14 protein-coding genes and 1 pseudogene are annotated in these 14,673 nt (G+C 47.7%); 6 read left to right on the top strand and 9 right to left on the bottom strand.

The features are described 5' to 3' along the window. Positions 1 to 72: 72 nt before the first annotated feature. Positions 73 to 981, bottom strand: coding sequence for a deoxyribonuclease IV (locus ACLTD4_RS29300; RefSeq protein WP_412331777.1), 909 nt, complete (start codon positions 979 to 981; stop codon positions 73 to 75). A gap of 603 nt (positions 982 to 1,584) precedes the next feature. Here ACLTD4_RS29300 and ACLTD4_RS29295 point away from each other — a divergent pair. Both ACLTD4_RS29295 and ACLTD4_RS29290 read left to right on the top strand, forming a co-directional pair. Further along, positions 1,585 to 2,163, top strand: a complete 579-nt coding sequence (locus tag ACLTD4_RS29295; protein ID WP_055656092.1) for a TetR/AcrR family transcriptional regulator — start codon at positions 1,585 to 1,587, stop codon at positions 2,161 to 2,163. A 75-nt stretch (positions 2,164 to 2,238) separates the two neighbouring features. Beyond that, positions 2,239 to 2,805 (top strand): hypothetical protein, encoded by a 567-nt coding sequence (locus tag ACLTD4_RS29290; RefSeq protein ID WP_117623931.1) that lies wholly within the window; start codon positions 2,239 to 2,241, stop codon positions 2,803 to 2,805. Between the two features lie 168 nt (positions 2,806 to 2,973). On the opposite strand, the gene ACLTD4_RS29285 is transcribed toward ACLTD4_RS29290, so the two are convergent. The 6 genes and pseudogenes from ACLTD4_RS29285 to sufC form a co-directional block, all read right to left on the bottom strand. Further along, entirely contained in the window at positions 2,974 to 3,762 is a 789-nt protein-coding gene (locus tag ACLTD4_RS29285; RefSeq protein WP_055656088.1) for a hypothetical protein, read from the bottom strand. Positions 3,763 to 3,879: 117 nt separating this feature from the next. Continuing rightward, positions 3,880 to 4,311: a Fe-S cluster assembly sulfur transfer protein SufU gene (gene sufU / locus ACLTD4_RS29280; protein WP_055656086.1), complete on the bottom strand. Its 432-nt coding sequence runs from the start codon at positions 4,309 to 4,311 to the stop codon at positions 3,880 to 3,882. Continuing rightward, positions 4,301 to 5,520: pseudogene (locus ACLTD4_RS29275) on the bottom strand (aminotransferase class V-fold PLP-dependent enzyme). Before ACLTD4_RS29275 ends, sufU begins: the two are co-directional and overlap by 11 nt. Continuing rightward, on the bottom strand, positions 5,510 to 6,574 hold the full coding sequence (locus ACLTD4_RS29270) for a SufB/SufD family protein (protein WP_055656082.1): 1,065 nt from the start codon (positions 6,572 to 6,574) through the stop codon (positions 5,510 to 5,512). Before ACLTD4_RS29270 ends, ACLTD4_RS29275 begins: the two are co-directional and overlap by 11 nt. Before the next feature lie 20 nt (positions 6,575 to 6,594). After that, positions 6,595 to 8,001, bottom strand: a complete 1,407-nt coding sequence (gene sufB, locus ACLTD4_RS29265) for a Fe-S cluster assembly protein SufB (protein WP_055656080.1) — start codon at positions 7,999 to 8,001, stop codon at positions 6,595 to 6,597. A gap of 70 nt (positions 8,002 to 8,071) precedes the next feature. Next, on the bottom strand, positions 8,072 to 8,827 hold the full coding sequence (sufC, locus tag ACLTD4_RS29260) for a Fe-S cluster assembly ATPase SufC (protein ID WP_055656078.1): 756 nt from the start codon (positions 8,825 to 8,827) through the stop codon (positions 8,072 to 8,074). Between the two features lie 205 nt (positions 8,828 to 9,032). Here sufC and ACLTD4_RS29255 point away from each other — a divergent pair, with 205 nt between their 5' ends. Both ACLTD4_RS29255 and ACLTD4_RS29250 read left to right on the top strand, forming a co-directional pair. Then, entirely contained in the window at positions 9,033 to 9,452 is a 420-nt protein-coding gene (locus ACLTD4_RS29255) for an RrF2 family transcriptional regulator (protein ID WP_025531592.1), read from the top strand. 121 nt (positions 9,453 to 9,573) lie between these two features. Beyond that, complete coding sequence (locus ACLTD4_RS29250; protein ID WP_181988715.1) at positions 9,574 to 10,338, top strand: class I SAM-dependent methyltransferase; 765 nt, start codon at positions 9,574 to 9,576, stop codon at positions 10,336 to 10,338. A 169-nt stretch (positions 10,339 to 10,507) separates the two neighbouring features. On the opposite strand, the gene ACLTD4_RS29245 is transcribed toward ACLTD4_RS29250, so the two are convergent. Together ACLTD4_RS29245 and ACLTD4_RS29240 are read right to left on the bottom strand one after the other, a co-directional pair. Then, on the bottom strand, positions 10,508 to 11,317 hold the full coding sequence (locus ACLTD4_RS29245) for an alpha/beta hydrolase (RefSeq protein ID WP_181988716.1): 810 nt from the start codon (positions 11,315 to 11,317) through the stop codon (positions 10,508 to 10,510). A gap of 105 nt (positions 11,318 to 11,422) precedes the next feature. Then, positions 11,423 to 12,745 (bottom strand): SLC13 family permease, encoded by a 1,323-nt coding sequence (locus ACLTD4_RS29240; RefSeq protein ID WP_117623934.1) that lies wholly within the window; start codon positions 12,743 to 12,745, stop codon positions 11,423 to 11,425. A 207-nt stretch (positions 12,746 to 12,952) separates the two neighbouring features. Between ACLTD4_RS29240 and ACLTD4_RS29235 the strand changes: the two genes are divergently transcribed. Both ACLTD4_RS29235 and ACLTD4_RS29230 read left to right on the top strand, forming a co-directional pair. After that, positions 12,953 to 13,903, top strand: a complete 951-nt coding sequence (locus ACLTD4_RS29235) for a LysR family transcriptional regulator (protein ID WP_181988717.1) — start codon at positions 12,953 to 12,955, stop codon at positions 13,901 to 13,903. A 124-nt stretch (positions 13,904 to 14,027) separates the two neighbouring features. Then, the coding region (locus ACLTD4_RS29230; protein WP_412331776.1) for a mandelate racemase/muconate lactonizing enzyme family protein at positions 14,028 to 14,673 on the top strand (646 nt) is incomplete at its 3' end.

The following is a 14,673-nucleotide window of genomic DNA, read 5'->3' as shown; positions in this document are numbered from 1 at the left end:
CTGTTACCGTTCACAGACCGGGAAGCGGAGACCGGCAGGGCTGTGAGCTGCAACTCGCTTGAGGTGGTTCTGTCAGAATCCGGTGTATTGGTCCATCTGCTTATCCAATCTATACATCTCTTTCAAACGCCTGATCTCCTCCGTGTGTCCCGTCAAATCCGTAGGCGTCTCCAATATAAACGGCAGCTCATGGAGCAGGGGATGGTTGATGATCTTATGGATTGTCTCTTCCCCTATATACCCGCTGCCGATGAGCGTATGCCGGTCCTTATGACTTTCTCTGACATTCATGCTGTCATTGATATGAAATGCTTTCAGGTATTGCAAACCGATCAGATGATCGAAATGCTCGAGTACCTCATCCAGGTGATTCACAATGTCATACCCGGAATTCCACATATGGCAGGCGTCCATACAAAACCCTATCTTGTCTTTCAACTCCACTTTGTCCAATATACTTTTCAGTTCCTCAAAGCATCTGCCGACTTCACTACCCTTTCCGGCCATCGTTTCCAGCAATACCATTGTCCGCATTTCCGGAAACATGGTCTGATTGAGTCCTTCTGCAATCTGTTCCACTGCACGGTCTACGGGCTGATCCAGCCGGCTGCCCGGATGGAGATTATATAGATTCCCCGGCATGAATTCCATACGCTTCAAATCTTCAGCCATCATTTGCGCAGACAGCTCTCTTAAATGTTGATTTGCGGAGCAGAGATTTAACGTATAAGGCGCGTGGGCGATGAATGGCGTGAAATTATGATTTCTTAATATCGTTTGAAACGCCTCTATTTCTTCAGGATTAATCTCTTTTGCCCTGGCTCCCCGCGGGTTTCGTATAAAAAGCTGGAATGTGTTCGCACCGATTTTTACGGCATCCCTTGCCAGCGCAGCATACCCTTTCGCAACAGAGAGGTGCGTTCCTATTTTTAATTTTGAATTAGTTTCCGGTCTTTCTCCGGATATCCGATTTTTATTCATATATGTAGTATCCGTGCTTTGCCGTGAAACTATGTATGAAGCGCGAAACCGAAAAAGGATCGGGCAGTGATCATTCCTCCATCGGCAAATCATGCCCGTAAATCTAATGATACAGCTTTTATTTCAGTATAACCTCCATTCCATTATAACCTCCTCATAATTTACCTCATGAAGCGAATATGATGTTCCTATTACCAGAATATAATCCGTATGTCTGAAAAAGCTGGTTTTTAATCCTCGCACTGCATATCCATGTGGTTTTCACTCAATAAGGCCCCTAATTCGCTTACAGGAAGGCCAATTTTTCAATTCCGGTACGTTCATTTCTTTCATCATCCACAATTAGTATTCTGTACACCTCGGCCACCGCTCACTTTCCAGTTCTGCACCAGCCCATCCACGCATTAAGCCAGGTATTTTCTCATAATCCCCGATCAAAATCAGCAGCTTTTCATGCAATAATTATACCAAATCTTGTGATTGATGACAATTATCATGAAAATAAAACAACATCCGTAAAAGTTTGCTTGAGTTTGCTTGACAGTCTCCATTTACAGGCATATAATTATACTGACCAGTCAGTACAACTTTGGAGGAATCACAATGGCAAGGGCAAGTAAAAAAGGCTTAATTATGAAGACTGCGAAACAACTATTTGCGGAAAAAGGGTACGACGCCACAGGCATGGAGGAAATCGCATCCAATGCCGGGGTACCCAAATCTCTCATTTACTACCACTTTAATAGCAAGGAAGATCTGTTAAATGCTGTCATTACAGAATTTGTTGGCGATTACAAGTATATCCTGCATGACAGCCGGGCTGAGGGGATTGAAAAGATATCCGTGTACATGGAATTTCTCAAACAGAATCGGGACTGCGCCAGAATTCTCATGAGCGAGTCTTTAAAAAACGGAAACAGCCAGACGATGCTGTATCAGGTGCTGGCTCCGTTGATGGAGATCGACGGGGAACAATCATCAGACAATCCGAAAATGGACCATGCCCATTGGCTGACTGAATTCTTCACAAGTATTCTTCCCAGCATACTGTTTGTCTGTTATGAGGACAGCTGGTGCGATTACTTTGGTATATCGGCCGGTCAAATGGAAGAAGACTATTTTACCGCTTACAGGCTGACGCATGGGGCTTATCATGAGCATATCCACAAAGTGAGTAAATGAGAAATGATATAGGACGGGAAACATATAAAATCAATTACAAAATAAAATCCAGCGATAAACAGGGAGGACACACGAATGAATCAGGAACAAGTCCAAGTATCACAAGACAGATCCAGATCTACGCATAACATCTTTACAGGTGTATTCAGCCTGCTTCTTTTCATTGGGATAGCGGTATGCGCTATCTGTGATACCGCGATTTCACGATCGTTTACATGGTCGCTGTATCCAATCAGTGCGATTGTCTTTACATGGCTGGTATTCATCCCCATGATCAAATTCGGTAAAAAAGGAGTTTGCGGCTCCCTGCTCATGTGCAGTATTTTTATTGTACCATTTTTGTATGTGCTTCATAGACTGATCAGGGGCAGCGATTTATTTTTTCCTGTCAGCATCAATATGGCTTTCATTGGAGTTGTGTATCTGTGGTGTATTTTCTTCCTGTTCCGGGTATTTCGGACACGGAAATTACTGGCGTCAGGAATAGCTCTGCTGTTGGTAATTCCTGTCGATCTGTTCGTTGCATTTACGCTTTCCAGATTCATCGCCGAGCCGTTCAATGCATGGCATATAACCGGTTATTTTACAATTGCAGTAATAGCCATGGTACTTATTATATATCAAGGTTATTCGCGTAATTAATTCTACAAAAAAACGGCTGAAGTCTTATGATCTCAGCCATTTTTCTGTTTGGAGAGTTTTTTTCAACCCCCTTTTCATCTATGCTTTTACACCAGCACTCCGGAACCTGCACTCCATGACCGCTATTCCATGATCAGCAGCAACACCGACCACCAACCGCATTTCTATTTACTGATAAATATTATTGATCTTCCATACACCATTAAAACGATACATCGATAATCCGGAATCTCCGCCCATCTGCACGCCGGCGTCACCGACATTGGTCAGCTTATCCACGTCCGTCCGGTCTATGGCATCTCTCAGCTTTTCCGTAAACAGCTTATCTTCGCCCATTGCGACTAATTCCTGCGGGTTTCTTATTTCTTTTAAATTACCATTTTCCTGGACGATCGTCAAAGGATAGTTGCACAGCTTTGCCATGGTGTCCATATCCTTGTATGAAAATGTCTTCTGGATCGTGACTGCTGCCTCCTTCATGTCTTTTATCGCCAGTCCGTCACCTGCCGCGGTATCCAGATAAATACTGTTTACTTTCCATTTCTTCTTAAATTTGTACAGGTTCAGGCCATTATCTCCGCCCATCTGCGCGCCTGCGTTCCCCTCAGCCTTAAGCTTCGCTGCGTTGGTGGAGGCGATTGCATCCTGCATTTTACTGCTGAAAATGAGTCCGGAGTCCAGTTTCTTAAACGCTGCCTTATCTTTGATCTCCACCAGGGAACCGTCTCCGTAGACGATGGTCAATGGGAAATTACATAAACCGGCCAGCTTCTCCATATCTTTGTTTTGAAATGCAATCTGCACCGCCTGGGCCGTATCCTGAAGGCCGGACTGGGACTGCTTTGTTCTTGACTTCGCAGCCATCACCACATTTCCCGTAGCCGCAAAGGCCGGGACAGACGGCACTGCTCCTGCAATCGCCACCGCACACATACAAATCACTGCAAATCTTCTCATAATGAATACCTCGTCTTTCTATTTTCTTATTACAAACGATTAGACGTCTGGTATCGGTGAAAAAGTTTCAGCAATTTTCATTTTATGGATAGAAATGGTAAAATCAGATAGATCAGCTCAATTCTCCTGTCCCTCCAGTATTTCCTCCAGCGTTCGCCATCCCAGCACCGCGCATTTCACCCGGGCGGGCATATGGGCAATGTCCTGCAGGGCGGCAGCTTCCTCCAGTGCCTCTAAATCCGCCTCCCCTGCCGTGCCCCGAATCATCTGAAAAAAGTTTTCAGCCAGCTTCACGGCCTCTTCCTTTTTCTTTCCGATCACCAGGTCCAGCATCATATCCGCGGAAGCCTGGGAAATCGCGCATCCGTCGCCCACGAAGGATCCATCCTGGATTACTCCGTCCTCCACCTTCAGCTTTAGCCAGATATCATCTCCGCAGCTGGGGTTTACGCCCTCCAGCACCAGATTGGCATCCGGCAGATCGTGCTTGTGAGCCGGACGCAGATTGTGTTCTGTCAAAATCTCATTATAAAAACTTCTATTCTCCATATCCCATCTTCCTCCTGATTCCGGCTATGCTCTTCAAAAATGCCTCAATCTCCTCACGGGTATTATAAAAATATATACTGGCTCTGGCAGCAGAATTGACCTTTAAATATTCAAACAACGGCTGGGCACAGTGATGCCCGGCGCGGACGGCGATGCCATCTGCATCCAGAATCGCGCTCACATCGTGAGGGTGAACGCCATCTATGGTAAAGGTCAGGATTCCACAGTGTTCTTCCGGCCGCTCAGATCCCAGGACATGGACGTGTGGTATCTGCTTAAGTCCCTCCAGGGCCATCGTTGTCAATGCCAGTTCCCGGCGATGCACCTCATCAAATCCAACACGTTTCAGTAGCGGATCGCTTCCATAAGCCCCCAGGCTCCCGCCGCGTTGACGGTGCCCGCCTCAAACTTATGAGGCACCGGGGCGAATACGGCCCCTGTTCTGGTGACAGAGTCGATCATCTCCCCTCCGGTGAGGAAGGGCGGCATCTCCTCCAGCAGTTCCCGTCTCCCGTACAGCACACCGATGCCCATGGGCCCCATGAGCTTATGGCCTGAGAAAGCCAGAAAATCCACGCCTGATTCCTGTACATCGATCGGCATATGGGGCGCGCTCTGTGCTGCATCCACGACCACGACAGCCCCTCGCTCCCTGGCCATGGCCGCGATCTGGCGTATGGGGTTCTCGCATCCCAGCACATTGGACACATGGGTCACAGCGACCAGCCTGGTACGGTCAGTAAATGCCGCCTCCAGACGTTCCTGCGTAATCCGGCCGTCCGCCTCGCACTCCAGAAATCGTAAAACCGCTCCCGTCTTTTCCGCAGCCATCTGCCAGGGCAGCAAGTTACTGTGGTGCTCCATGATGCTTACCAATACCTCATCCCCGGCCTTCAGCCGGGACAGTCCGTAGCTGTAGGCCACCAGGTTCAGGCTCTCCGTGGTGTTTCTGGTAAAAATGATCTCGTCGGAGGACGATGCGTTAATAAAGCGCCGCACTTCGTCTCTGGCTTCCTCCAGACGTTTTGTGGCCTCCATACTCAGGGCGTAGAAACCACGCATGGGATTTGCATAGCTGTGCTCATAAAAATCCCGCTCCGCCTGGAGTACACAGGAGGGCTTCTGAGCCGTGGCCGCACTGTCTAAGTAAATCACCGGATTCTCCTTAAGCAATGGAAAATTTTCGCGGTATGGATTTCTATCTTCCATTTTTCTCCACCTCCTCCAGATAATCCTGCACCATCTGCTCCGCGGCTTCGTCGCCAATCTTTCGACAGACGGCATCCAGCCGGGCCCTTGTTATCATTTTAGCGGCAGCCTCAGGGCTCATGCCTCTGGAACAAAGATAGAACAGCAGTTCGTCATCCAGTCTTCCGATGGTAGCTCCATGGTTTCCCTGGACATCCTCCTCTGCACAGAGAATCAGGGGAATGGTCTGATTGATCACGTCGTCTCCCAGAAGCAGCACATCCTCCTTCTCCTCTCCCTCTGCCCCGGCGGCTCCAAACTTAAAATCAATGGTTCCGCGAAAGAGCTTAAACGCCCGGTCCCTCAGCACGCCTCCGGCCAGAATCCGGCTCCGGGATTTCTCTCCCCGGTGGTTGGCCACGTAGTTCATGTCAAACCGCTGGCTGTCCCTTCCCAAGTAACCCACGTCGGCGTTCATCGTACTCTCTTTCCCTGCAAGGTCCGCCTGGCAGCCCGCGTAAGTCTCCGCACCGCCCAAAAACAGCTGAATTACCTCCACGGATGATCCCTCGCCGCAGCTTCCGCCGATATCGCTTAAAAATGTATAGCCGCTTCCCAGAAGCTGGAGCTGGATCAGCCTCAGTCTGGCGTTTTTCCTGACCCGGAACCGGGTCTGGACAGCGGTAAGCCCCGCGGCCTCCGGCGCAGAGGTGAAATCCATAACCACGTTTAGAGTTTCGTCCTCCTGTACCAGAAGCTCCACGGTCTGGAAGCTCTTTGCTCCGCTGCCGCAGACGAAATGCAGCGCGGCCCGCCGCTCTTCTACCGATGGCCCGGACTGGATCCGGATCGCGTCCGTATTCGACTCTCGCGCCAATCGGTCCATATCTTCTCCCATCCCGGTGGCAATGGCCGAGAAATCTTCTCTCCACGTAACCGCTTCCGCGAATCCTTCCGTGATGATCGTGGGGGATTCCCCTGCCTCTATCTCATTTAAGCCTGCCTCATTCATTTTCAGCCAGTTCCAGGTCCTGGCCGACAGCCTGTTTATCTTCAAATCAAGTCCCTGTCCCATAGGAGACCTCCTTTCCTAAACTAACCAATACTGCCCTTCATCTCCAGCCGGATCAGATTATTCATCTCCACGGCATACTCTAATGGCAGCTCTTTGGATACATTATCCGCAAATCCGCTGACGATCATTGCCCTGGCCTCCTCCTCGCTCAGTCCTCTGGACATAAGGTAAAAGACGGCCTCGTCGCTGATCCGCCCAATCTTGGCCTCATGGCCGATATCCGCGTCCGGGGTCCGGATATCCATAGCAGGAATCGTGTCCGACCTTGATATCCGGTCCAGCATCAGGGACTGGCAGGAGACAGCCGATTTGCTGTTCTTCGCCCCCCTGGCCACCACCACGGAGCTGCGGAAGGTGCTTACGCCCCCGCTCTTGGATATGGATCTGGTGTTCATATAGGAGGTTGTCTCCGGAGCGGCGTGAACCACTTTCGCGCCTGTGTCCAGATTCTGCCCCTCACCCGCAAAGGTGATTCCGGTGAACTCCATTCTGGCCCCGCGGCCCTTCAGGATGCTCATGGGATATAAGTAGGAAACATGGGAGCCAAAGGAACCGGACACCCATTCGATGGTGCCTCCTTCCTCCACCTGGGCCCTCTTGGTATTCAGGTTATACATGTTTTTAGACCAGTTTTCAATCGTGGAATAACGAAGCTTCGCATTCCTTCCCACAAACAGTTCTACACAGCCTGCGTGAAGATTGGCCACATTATATTTAGGTGCGGAACATCCCTCAATAAAGTGAAGGTCCGCCCCTTCATCCACGATGATCAGTGTATGTTCAAACTGCCCCGCTCCCGGCGCGTTCAGCCGGAAATAGGATTGCAGCGGTATTTCCACGGAAACTCCCGGCGGCACATAGACAAAGGAACCACCTGACCAGACGGCCCCGTGGAGCGCCGCAAACTTGTGATCCGAAGGCTTCACCAGCTTCATGAAATGCTTTTTCACCATGTCCGCGTATTCCCCCTTCATGGCGCTTTCCAGGTCCGTATATACCACGCCCATCTCCGCCACCTCCTGGCGGACATTGTGATAGACCAGCTCCGAGTCGTACTGGGCGCCTACGCCAGCCAGGGATTTCCGCTCCGCCTGGGGGATTCCCAGACGCTCGAAGGTATCCTTGATCTCCTCAGGCACATCGGACCACTTCGTCTTCATCTTTGTGTTGGGGCGCACATACGTGGCGATGTGGCTCATATCCAGCCCCTCCAGGGAGGGACCCCAATCGGGAACGCTCATATTATTGTATATCTGCAGGGACTTTAGGCGGAACAGCTCCATCCAAAGCGGGTCCTTCTTCTCTTTTGAGATTTGCTCCACGATCTCCGGCTTTAAGCCTTCCTCTATACGGTAAACATCCGTTTCTTCATTTCGGATGTCGTAAATACTTCTGTCGATATCATTTACATATGTTTTTTCTTCCATCTCTCTCTTCCATCCTTTCCGGATGCGCGGACTGGAGTGTATCTGAAAATTACTTTTCGTCAAACGCTCTCTAACAGCCCGCCTGATCCAAATATTGTTCAAACCCATGTTCGTTAATCTGTTCCACCAGGGAACCGTCTCCTGTCTTCACGATTCTGCCGTCTACCATAATGTGGGTTTTGTCCACACGCAGGGACTCCAGAATCCGGGTGCTGTGGGTGATAATCAGAAGACCTCCGTCCCGGCCCTTCTGGTACTCTTCCACGCCCTGGGACACGGTTCGTACCGCATCCACGTCCAGACCGGAATCCGTCTCATCCAGTATGGCCAGACTGGGATTTAAGAGCAGAAGCTGAAGAATCTCCGCTTTCTTTTTCTCACCGCCGGAAAAACCTGCATTTAAATCGCGGTCTCCATAGGCCCGGTCCATCTGCAGCAGTTCCATGGCCTTCTCCAGCTCCTTATGGAAATCCCACAGCCGCACTCTGGCGCCCCTGCGCTGTTCCACGGCGCTGCGGATAAATGTGCCCAGCGGAAGGCCCGGAACCTCCAGTGGATTCTGGAAGGAAAGAAACATTCCTGCTTTAGCCCGCTTATCGGCCGGCTCTTCGTTTATCCGCTTTCCCTGAAACCAGATATCTCCTTTCGTCACTTCATAGCGCGGATTCCCCATCAGCGCGTACCCCAGCGTAGACTTACCCGCTCCGTTGGGCCCCATCAGCACGTGAGTCTCCCCCTTTTTAATCTCCAGATTAATACCATGTAAAATCTCTTTATCTTCCACATTGACTGATAATCCATTTATTTTCAGTAATTGTTTTGACATATAGTCCTCCATTCCGCCTGAAAAAGGCTTTTCTCTCAATAACCTACTTATTTACTTGGTTATATTCATCATAATATCATAAACCTACTTTGTCAATAGGTTTATAGCTATATTGGCTATTGATAATCCTATTTACCTTGTTGTATAATAGGATTATATAACCAGTGCCGCCCGGTACTGGTATTGCGGAAGGGAGGGATGTCAAATGATGATTTCAACGAGGGGACGTTACGCGCTGCGGGTTATGCTGGATCTGGCACAGCAGAACACCGACAGGTACGTTCCTCTGAAAGAAATTGCGAACCGTCAGGACATTTCCGAGAAATATCTGGAGATTATCATAAAGGTACTCGTTCAGAATCAGCTTCTGGCCGGCCTGCGCGGAAAAGGCGGCGGTTACCGCCTGACGAAGGAGCCCGGCGAATACACTCTGGGCGAGATTCTGCGTCTGACAGAGGGAAGTCTGGCACCGGTCGCCTGCGTGGAGGAATCCTATGCGGAATGCTCCCGGCTTGAATGCTGCCTGACGCGGCCTGTATGGCAGAAACTGGATACGATCATTAATGAGTATCTGGATGGGATTACGCTGGAGGATTTAATCAAATCGCCTCAGAAACTGGTGTGAAAAGGAATGAATGGCTGTAATCAGTGCAATTAAGGAATAGACGGAATTATTTGTACATGGTAGAATGCAGGCTGTTGGATACGCAGGCAGATATGCCAATTCATCGTTCCGGAGGTGCATTATGGAGAAAAACATCATCAACTATTACAACCATTACGAGGAAGACGGAAGGCTGTTTCGCAATTACAGTCACCAGGTTGAATGGCTGACTACCATGTACTATTTTAATCGCGTCCTTCCCCCTCACAGCAGGATATTTGATGGCTGCGCAGGAACCGGAAATTACGCCTTCGAACTGGCCAGACGGGGAAATGCCGTCATTGCGAGTGATATAGTACCACGCAATGTGGATATCATGCGGCAAAAGCAAATGCAGAAGCCATTGCTGGACGACATTTTCGTCGGAGACATTTGTGAAATGAATCCATATGAAGATCATTCTTTTGATGTCGTACTCTGCATGGGGGCATTTTACCATCTGGAAGAAAAGGCCCGGAACATGGCTCTGGAGCAATGTCTGCGGTTATTGAAAAAGAACGGGGTTTTAGTTATTTCCTATATTAATTTCATGGCAGCATTACATTTAAACCTTAACGTGAAACTGGAGAATATGGGGGATGTGTTAAAATTCTATAGCACCAGAGGTGAGAACGATCCTTTTACCTATTTGCTGCCGGAAGAGATTGAAAAGACTGCACATGACCATCAGCTCAAAATTCTTCATCACCTGACATCAGACGGCACGGCTTATATGAGAGGGGAACAGCTAAATAATTTAACAAAGGAGAGCTTTGATCAGTACATGAAGCTGCATTTGGAGACTTGTGAATATAAGTATATCCTGGGGTATGGGCTGCATGGGCTTATTATTTTGACAGCATCATAATTATTGCATAGAACAGATCCTATCTCTTTATTATCTTACAGATACATAGCCCAAGAATCGCAGAAGCAGGACAGGCCACCATGAAGGCTGTGTTTTTAATACATGCCTTATATGAACGTTTTGTCCTGCTTCTTTTGTATTCCTCTGTAATTTTACGTTTCCTCGTCTGTCAATTTTCCAGTTTCTTTATATGCTGTTCAACAAACCCTTCTATCAATACCATCGCTGACTCCCATTCACACATTCGATTAATTACAAACCCATGTACACTCTCTGTAAATCGTTTTAAAGTCACTGTAACTCCCGCCCGCGCAAGGCGAAGTGCAAACTCCTCATCTTCCCTGCATAAGCTGTCTTCTCCGGCTGCAACAATCAGTGTATCAGGGAATCGCATCAATAACTCCGCCTGGGCATAAAGCGGACTGGCATATGCCTCTGCGCGATCTTCAGGTTTTATATATTTCAGATTGTAATCCCGTGCCCGCTCGGCCGTCATATCGCAAACTGACCTCTCCTTATCCGCCGGATCTTTTGCCAAATCAAGCGGAGGATAGTCAAGAATCGTGCAGCAGGGCTTAAATTGTCCTGTTTGACCATATTTCATACAGATTCCTGCGGCAAGATTACCTCCTGAACTATGCCCCATCAAAACGATTTTTCCAGGATGATAGAAGAGCGATTTTCTGTTATCCCACACCCATGCAGCTACGGCCTGACACTCCAGCACAGCTCTCGGGTAAGGGTACTCCGGTGCAAGCTTGTAATCAATATCCAGGACAAGCGCATGAAAGCGGCAGGCCATCTTTCTGCAGAATAACTCATCACGGTCCATTCTTCCGCCAATGAATCCACCTCCATGCAAATTAAGAAAAAGCGGCCGTTCTGCTGTCCTATCTCCATATTCAAAACGAATGATTTTCGTCTCTCCCTGTGAGGTTACCACTCTCATATCCTCTTTTTCAGCAGGAAATCGTGCCATTTCCTCCTGTGTTACACCACCAAAATTCCTTTGTTGCGACTCCATTGCAGCTTTTAATTCCAGTCTCTGATTCTGTGTCAGCATCCCATCACCCCTCTTATCATTTTAAAACATTGGAATTACAGTCATTGTCCAAAATACACTGATCAGGCAGAATAACACACAGGGAATTACGGACTGTTTTAAAACACATTTTAAGTCGTATCCGCCTGCTGCCATATACTGAGGTACGGCTGGAGTAGCCATTGGTGTCATAAATGCAGTCAGGCATGCCGCCTGCACCAGAATAATGACTCCAACAGGATTAGCCCCCATGCTCTTACAGGCCAAAATGGCAATAGGGATAAACACCATCATGACCGTTCGGTTCTGCATAAATTGTGTCAGCAAAAATGGAACTATAAAGAATACCATGCCAATCAGATAAGGATTTCCCAGCTTCCCTACAATGCCTGCAAGAACATCGCCAATTACATTGCCTGCGCCAGTTGCCTGCAGCGCGCCTCCCATCGTCAGACTTCCAACGAGAAGCAGATACATCCAAACAGGCATTGCTTCTGTCGCTTCCCTTGGTGTAAGAACGCCTGTAATCACCACAAGAAGGGCTCCTATAAAACAGATCTGCCAGGTAGTTATTCCCACTGCGCTTACAGAAATCAGTATATTGTTCAACTGCTGCTGGAATATTAACGCTACCGTAACCGCAATAAATATAAGGTAGCCGCTTCGTTCCTGAAAAGGCGGCAGTTTCTCTTTCTCTTGGTCTTTTCGTCCTTCTGACGAAGCTTCGATACCAACCACAGGCTTTTCCGGTGCAAGCTTCATCGCAAAAAAGATGCAGTAAACAGCACAGACTAATACTAGGGGCAACCTGCATTTCATGGGATCTGTCAATCCCACCATGTACTCGGTATATCCATTTGCCTCAAGGTAGGCATTTAATTCAGCAAATACGGTTGCACCGCTACCCAAAGGAAACGCACTGCATGTAGCTATCGCCGCAATGCCCAGCGGATACATCACTTTGCTGGGGCTAATGTTAATTTCTGCGCATGTTGCAGCCAGCATGGGACTCATAATTCCAAATACCACTACGGGGCTCTGTATAAACTGTGCCAGTATAATGGTTATAATGATATATGCCGCCATAATCTTTCGAATACTGCCCTGTGCCAGCCGATTGACACTGTATGATACTGTATGGACAAACTGGGTCCTTCTGAATCCGGCTGCAACTACAAACATACTCATCAACATAATGCCATTGGTATTTCCAAAATTTGCAAGGGCAGCGTTAGGCTCAATACAGCCGGTCATTATAAATAAAATCATACTGCATAGCGACACAGTCGCCATGGTCCATTTCCCCCAGATAAAACCTGCTATTGTTAATACACAAATAAGTAAACATATGGTCAAGGTACTCATACTCTGATTTCTCCTTTTGTGATTTTGCACAAGTTACAGGAAATATCATCGTCGCTGATTTGTAATTAACTTATCACTTACCTCGTGTTTTTTCCAATACATTTTCATAATTTTCCTATAAATAAAAGTTATAGCTGGATATTTACGTTCGTTTTTCTATCTGTTATACTGAGTCTAACAATGACAAACGAAACTGGAGGTCTGATAATGACACTGGATAAATTCGAATACGTATTGGCACTGGCAGAAGAAAAAAGTTTGACAAAGGCAGCGAAACGCCTTTATATCTCACAACCCGGGTTGACTTCTTATATCAACAAATTAGAGCAGTATCTGGGAATAAAGTTATTTGACCGCACAGTTACACCGATTCAGGTAACCGAGGCCGGAATGATTTATATTTCAAAAATGAAAAATATTCAGAATGAAGAAGCTATGCTGCGTATGACTCTTCATGATATGGGATCTCAAAAACGGGTATTTCATATCGGAATGGGGATGACGAGAGGAATGCAGTGGCTGCCCATCCTTCTTCCCGAATTCTATCAGTCTCACCCTGACGTTGTGCTTCAGATTCATGAGGGCGGTCTGGAAGAACTGGAGAACGGTGTCAGCTCCGGAAATATTGACATTGCTTTTGGTGCACTGAATACCGGATATCCTGGTGTTGTCTATGAAATCTTACGGAAAGAAATGATCTACTGTGTTTTTTCCCGCTCCTCATCTGTACGGCCCTTCGCAGCAAATGAGGCAACCATCAGGAATCCTGCCCTCATCGAAAGTTCCGTTTTAAATGGAATGCTGTTTCTCATGCCAACTCCAAACAATGGTTTCTTCCATTTTACCAGTCAGATCATGAAAAATAACCATATTCACTCGGGCGAAACGTTAAACATAAGTAACCTGGATACGGCCTACCAGCTGGCAGCCGGCGGCGTAGGCGCGCTCTTTGTCAATGCACTGGATTTTCACCGGATCCATCCGGAGCTCGATGAAAAGCTGGCTTTCTGCGTTCTGGATGACACGCCACTTTACCGCCTTTCCCTGATTGGATATAAACAAAACAGTCTGAATCTGGACCTCATTCAAGATATGCGCGATCTGATTCACCGTAAACTTCTGTCTTCGTTAAGCCCATCACTCACAGTTATAGGCTGATTAAAACAGGTTATTTGACAAAGCCGCTCTCCTTAATCCATAATAGGCTTATCCATCTTGCACGGGAATGGACGGAAATAAAAAATAATCGTCGCTGATTCATTTTTTATTTGGAGGTTATGCAATGAAAATCACTGATATAGAAATACTCCCTGCGAGTAAATATTTATTTATCAAAGTACATACCGATAGCGGCATTACAGGTATCGGCGAAGCCGGTGCGTGGGGATATTTGGACGGTGTGGCGGGTGTCCTGCAAAAGTTCAGAGATTACCTGATCGGACAGGATCCTTTCCCGATTGAACATCATTGGAATTTTTTATACCGGAGTATGTATTTTAGGGGTTCCATACTCATGAGTGCTTTGGCTGCTATTGATATCGCCTTATGGGATATCAAAGGAAAAGCGCTTGGCGTTCCCGTTTATGAGTTTTTTGGCGGCAAGTGCCGAAATAAAGTCCGCAGTTATGAAGCAGTCTTCCATTTCACTCCTCAGGAGGCCGCAGAAGCCTGTGTTCGGTTAAAAGCCAAAGGCTGCGATGCCGCCCGACTGATGATCACAGCGGATCTTAGTCAGACGACTGCCTCCCGGCAAAACAACATCTTTAGCTGTAAAGTACAGAAGTATATTGATATTGTAAAAGCCTGCAGAAACGCAGTCGGAAATGAATTCGACCTGATCTTGGAGTGTCACCGCAGCATGGATCCCATGGAAGCGATTGCCTTCGCTAAAGGTGTGGAATCCTGCCGCCCCCTGTTTCTGGAAGACC

It is taken from the genome of Hungatella sp. (assembly GCF_046966825.1).
Note: the sequence above shows the minus strand (reverse complement) of the source record. Positions and strands in the feature narration are given on the sequence as shown.

Coding starts and splice junctions, on each gene's coding strand:
- ACLTD4_RS29300 (WP_412331777.1), bottom strand. CDS start 981: ATGAATAAAAATCGGATATCCGGAGAAAGACCGGAAACTAATTCAAAA.
- ACLTD4_RS29295 (WP_055656092.1), top strand. CDS start 1,585: ATGGCAAGGGCAAGTAAAAAAGGCTTAATTATGAAGACTGCGAAACAA.
- ACLTD4_RS29290 (WP_117623931.1), top strand. CDS start 2,239: ATGAATCAGGAACAAGTCCAAGTATCACAAGACAGATCCAGATCTACG.
- ACLTD4_RS29285 (WP_055656088.1), bottom strand. CDS start 3,762: ATGAGAAGATTTGCAGTGATTTGTATGTGTGCGGTGGCGATTGCAGGA.
- sufU (WP_055656086.1), bottom strand. CDS start 4,311: ATGGAGAATAGAAGTTTTTATAATGAGATTTTGACAGAACACAATCTG.
- ACLTD4_RS29270 (WP_055656082.1), bottom strand. CDS start 6,574: ATGGGACAGGGACTTGATTTGAAGATAAACAGGCTGTCGGCCAGGACC.
- sufB (WP_055656080.1), bottom strand. CDS start 8,001: ATGGAAGAAAAAACATATGTAAATGATATCGACAGAAGTATTTACGAC.
- sufC (WP_055656078.1), bottom strand. CDS start 8,827: ATGTCAAAACAATTACTGAAAATAAATGGATTATCAGTCAATGTGGAA.
- ACLTD4_RS29255 (WP_025531592.1), top strand. CDS start 9,033: ATGATGATTTCAACGAGGGGACGTTACGCGCTGCGGGTTATGCTGGAT.
- ACLTD4_RS29250 (WP_181988715.1), top strand. CDS start 9,574: ATGGAGAAAAACATCATCAACTATTACAACCATTACGAGGAAGACGGA.
- ACLTD4_RS29245 (WP_181988716.1), bottom strand. CDS start 11,317: ATGGCACGATTTCCTGCTGAAAAAGAGGATATGAGAGTGGTAACCTCA.
- ACLTD4_RS29240 (WP_117623934.1), bottom strand. CDS start 12,745: ATGAGTACCTTGACCATATGTTTACTTATTTGTGTATTAACAATAGCA.
- ACLTD4_RS29235 (WP_181988717.1), top strand. CDS start 12,953: ATGACACTGGATAAATTCGAATACGTATTGGCACTGGCAGAAGAAAAA.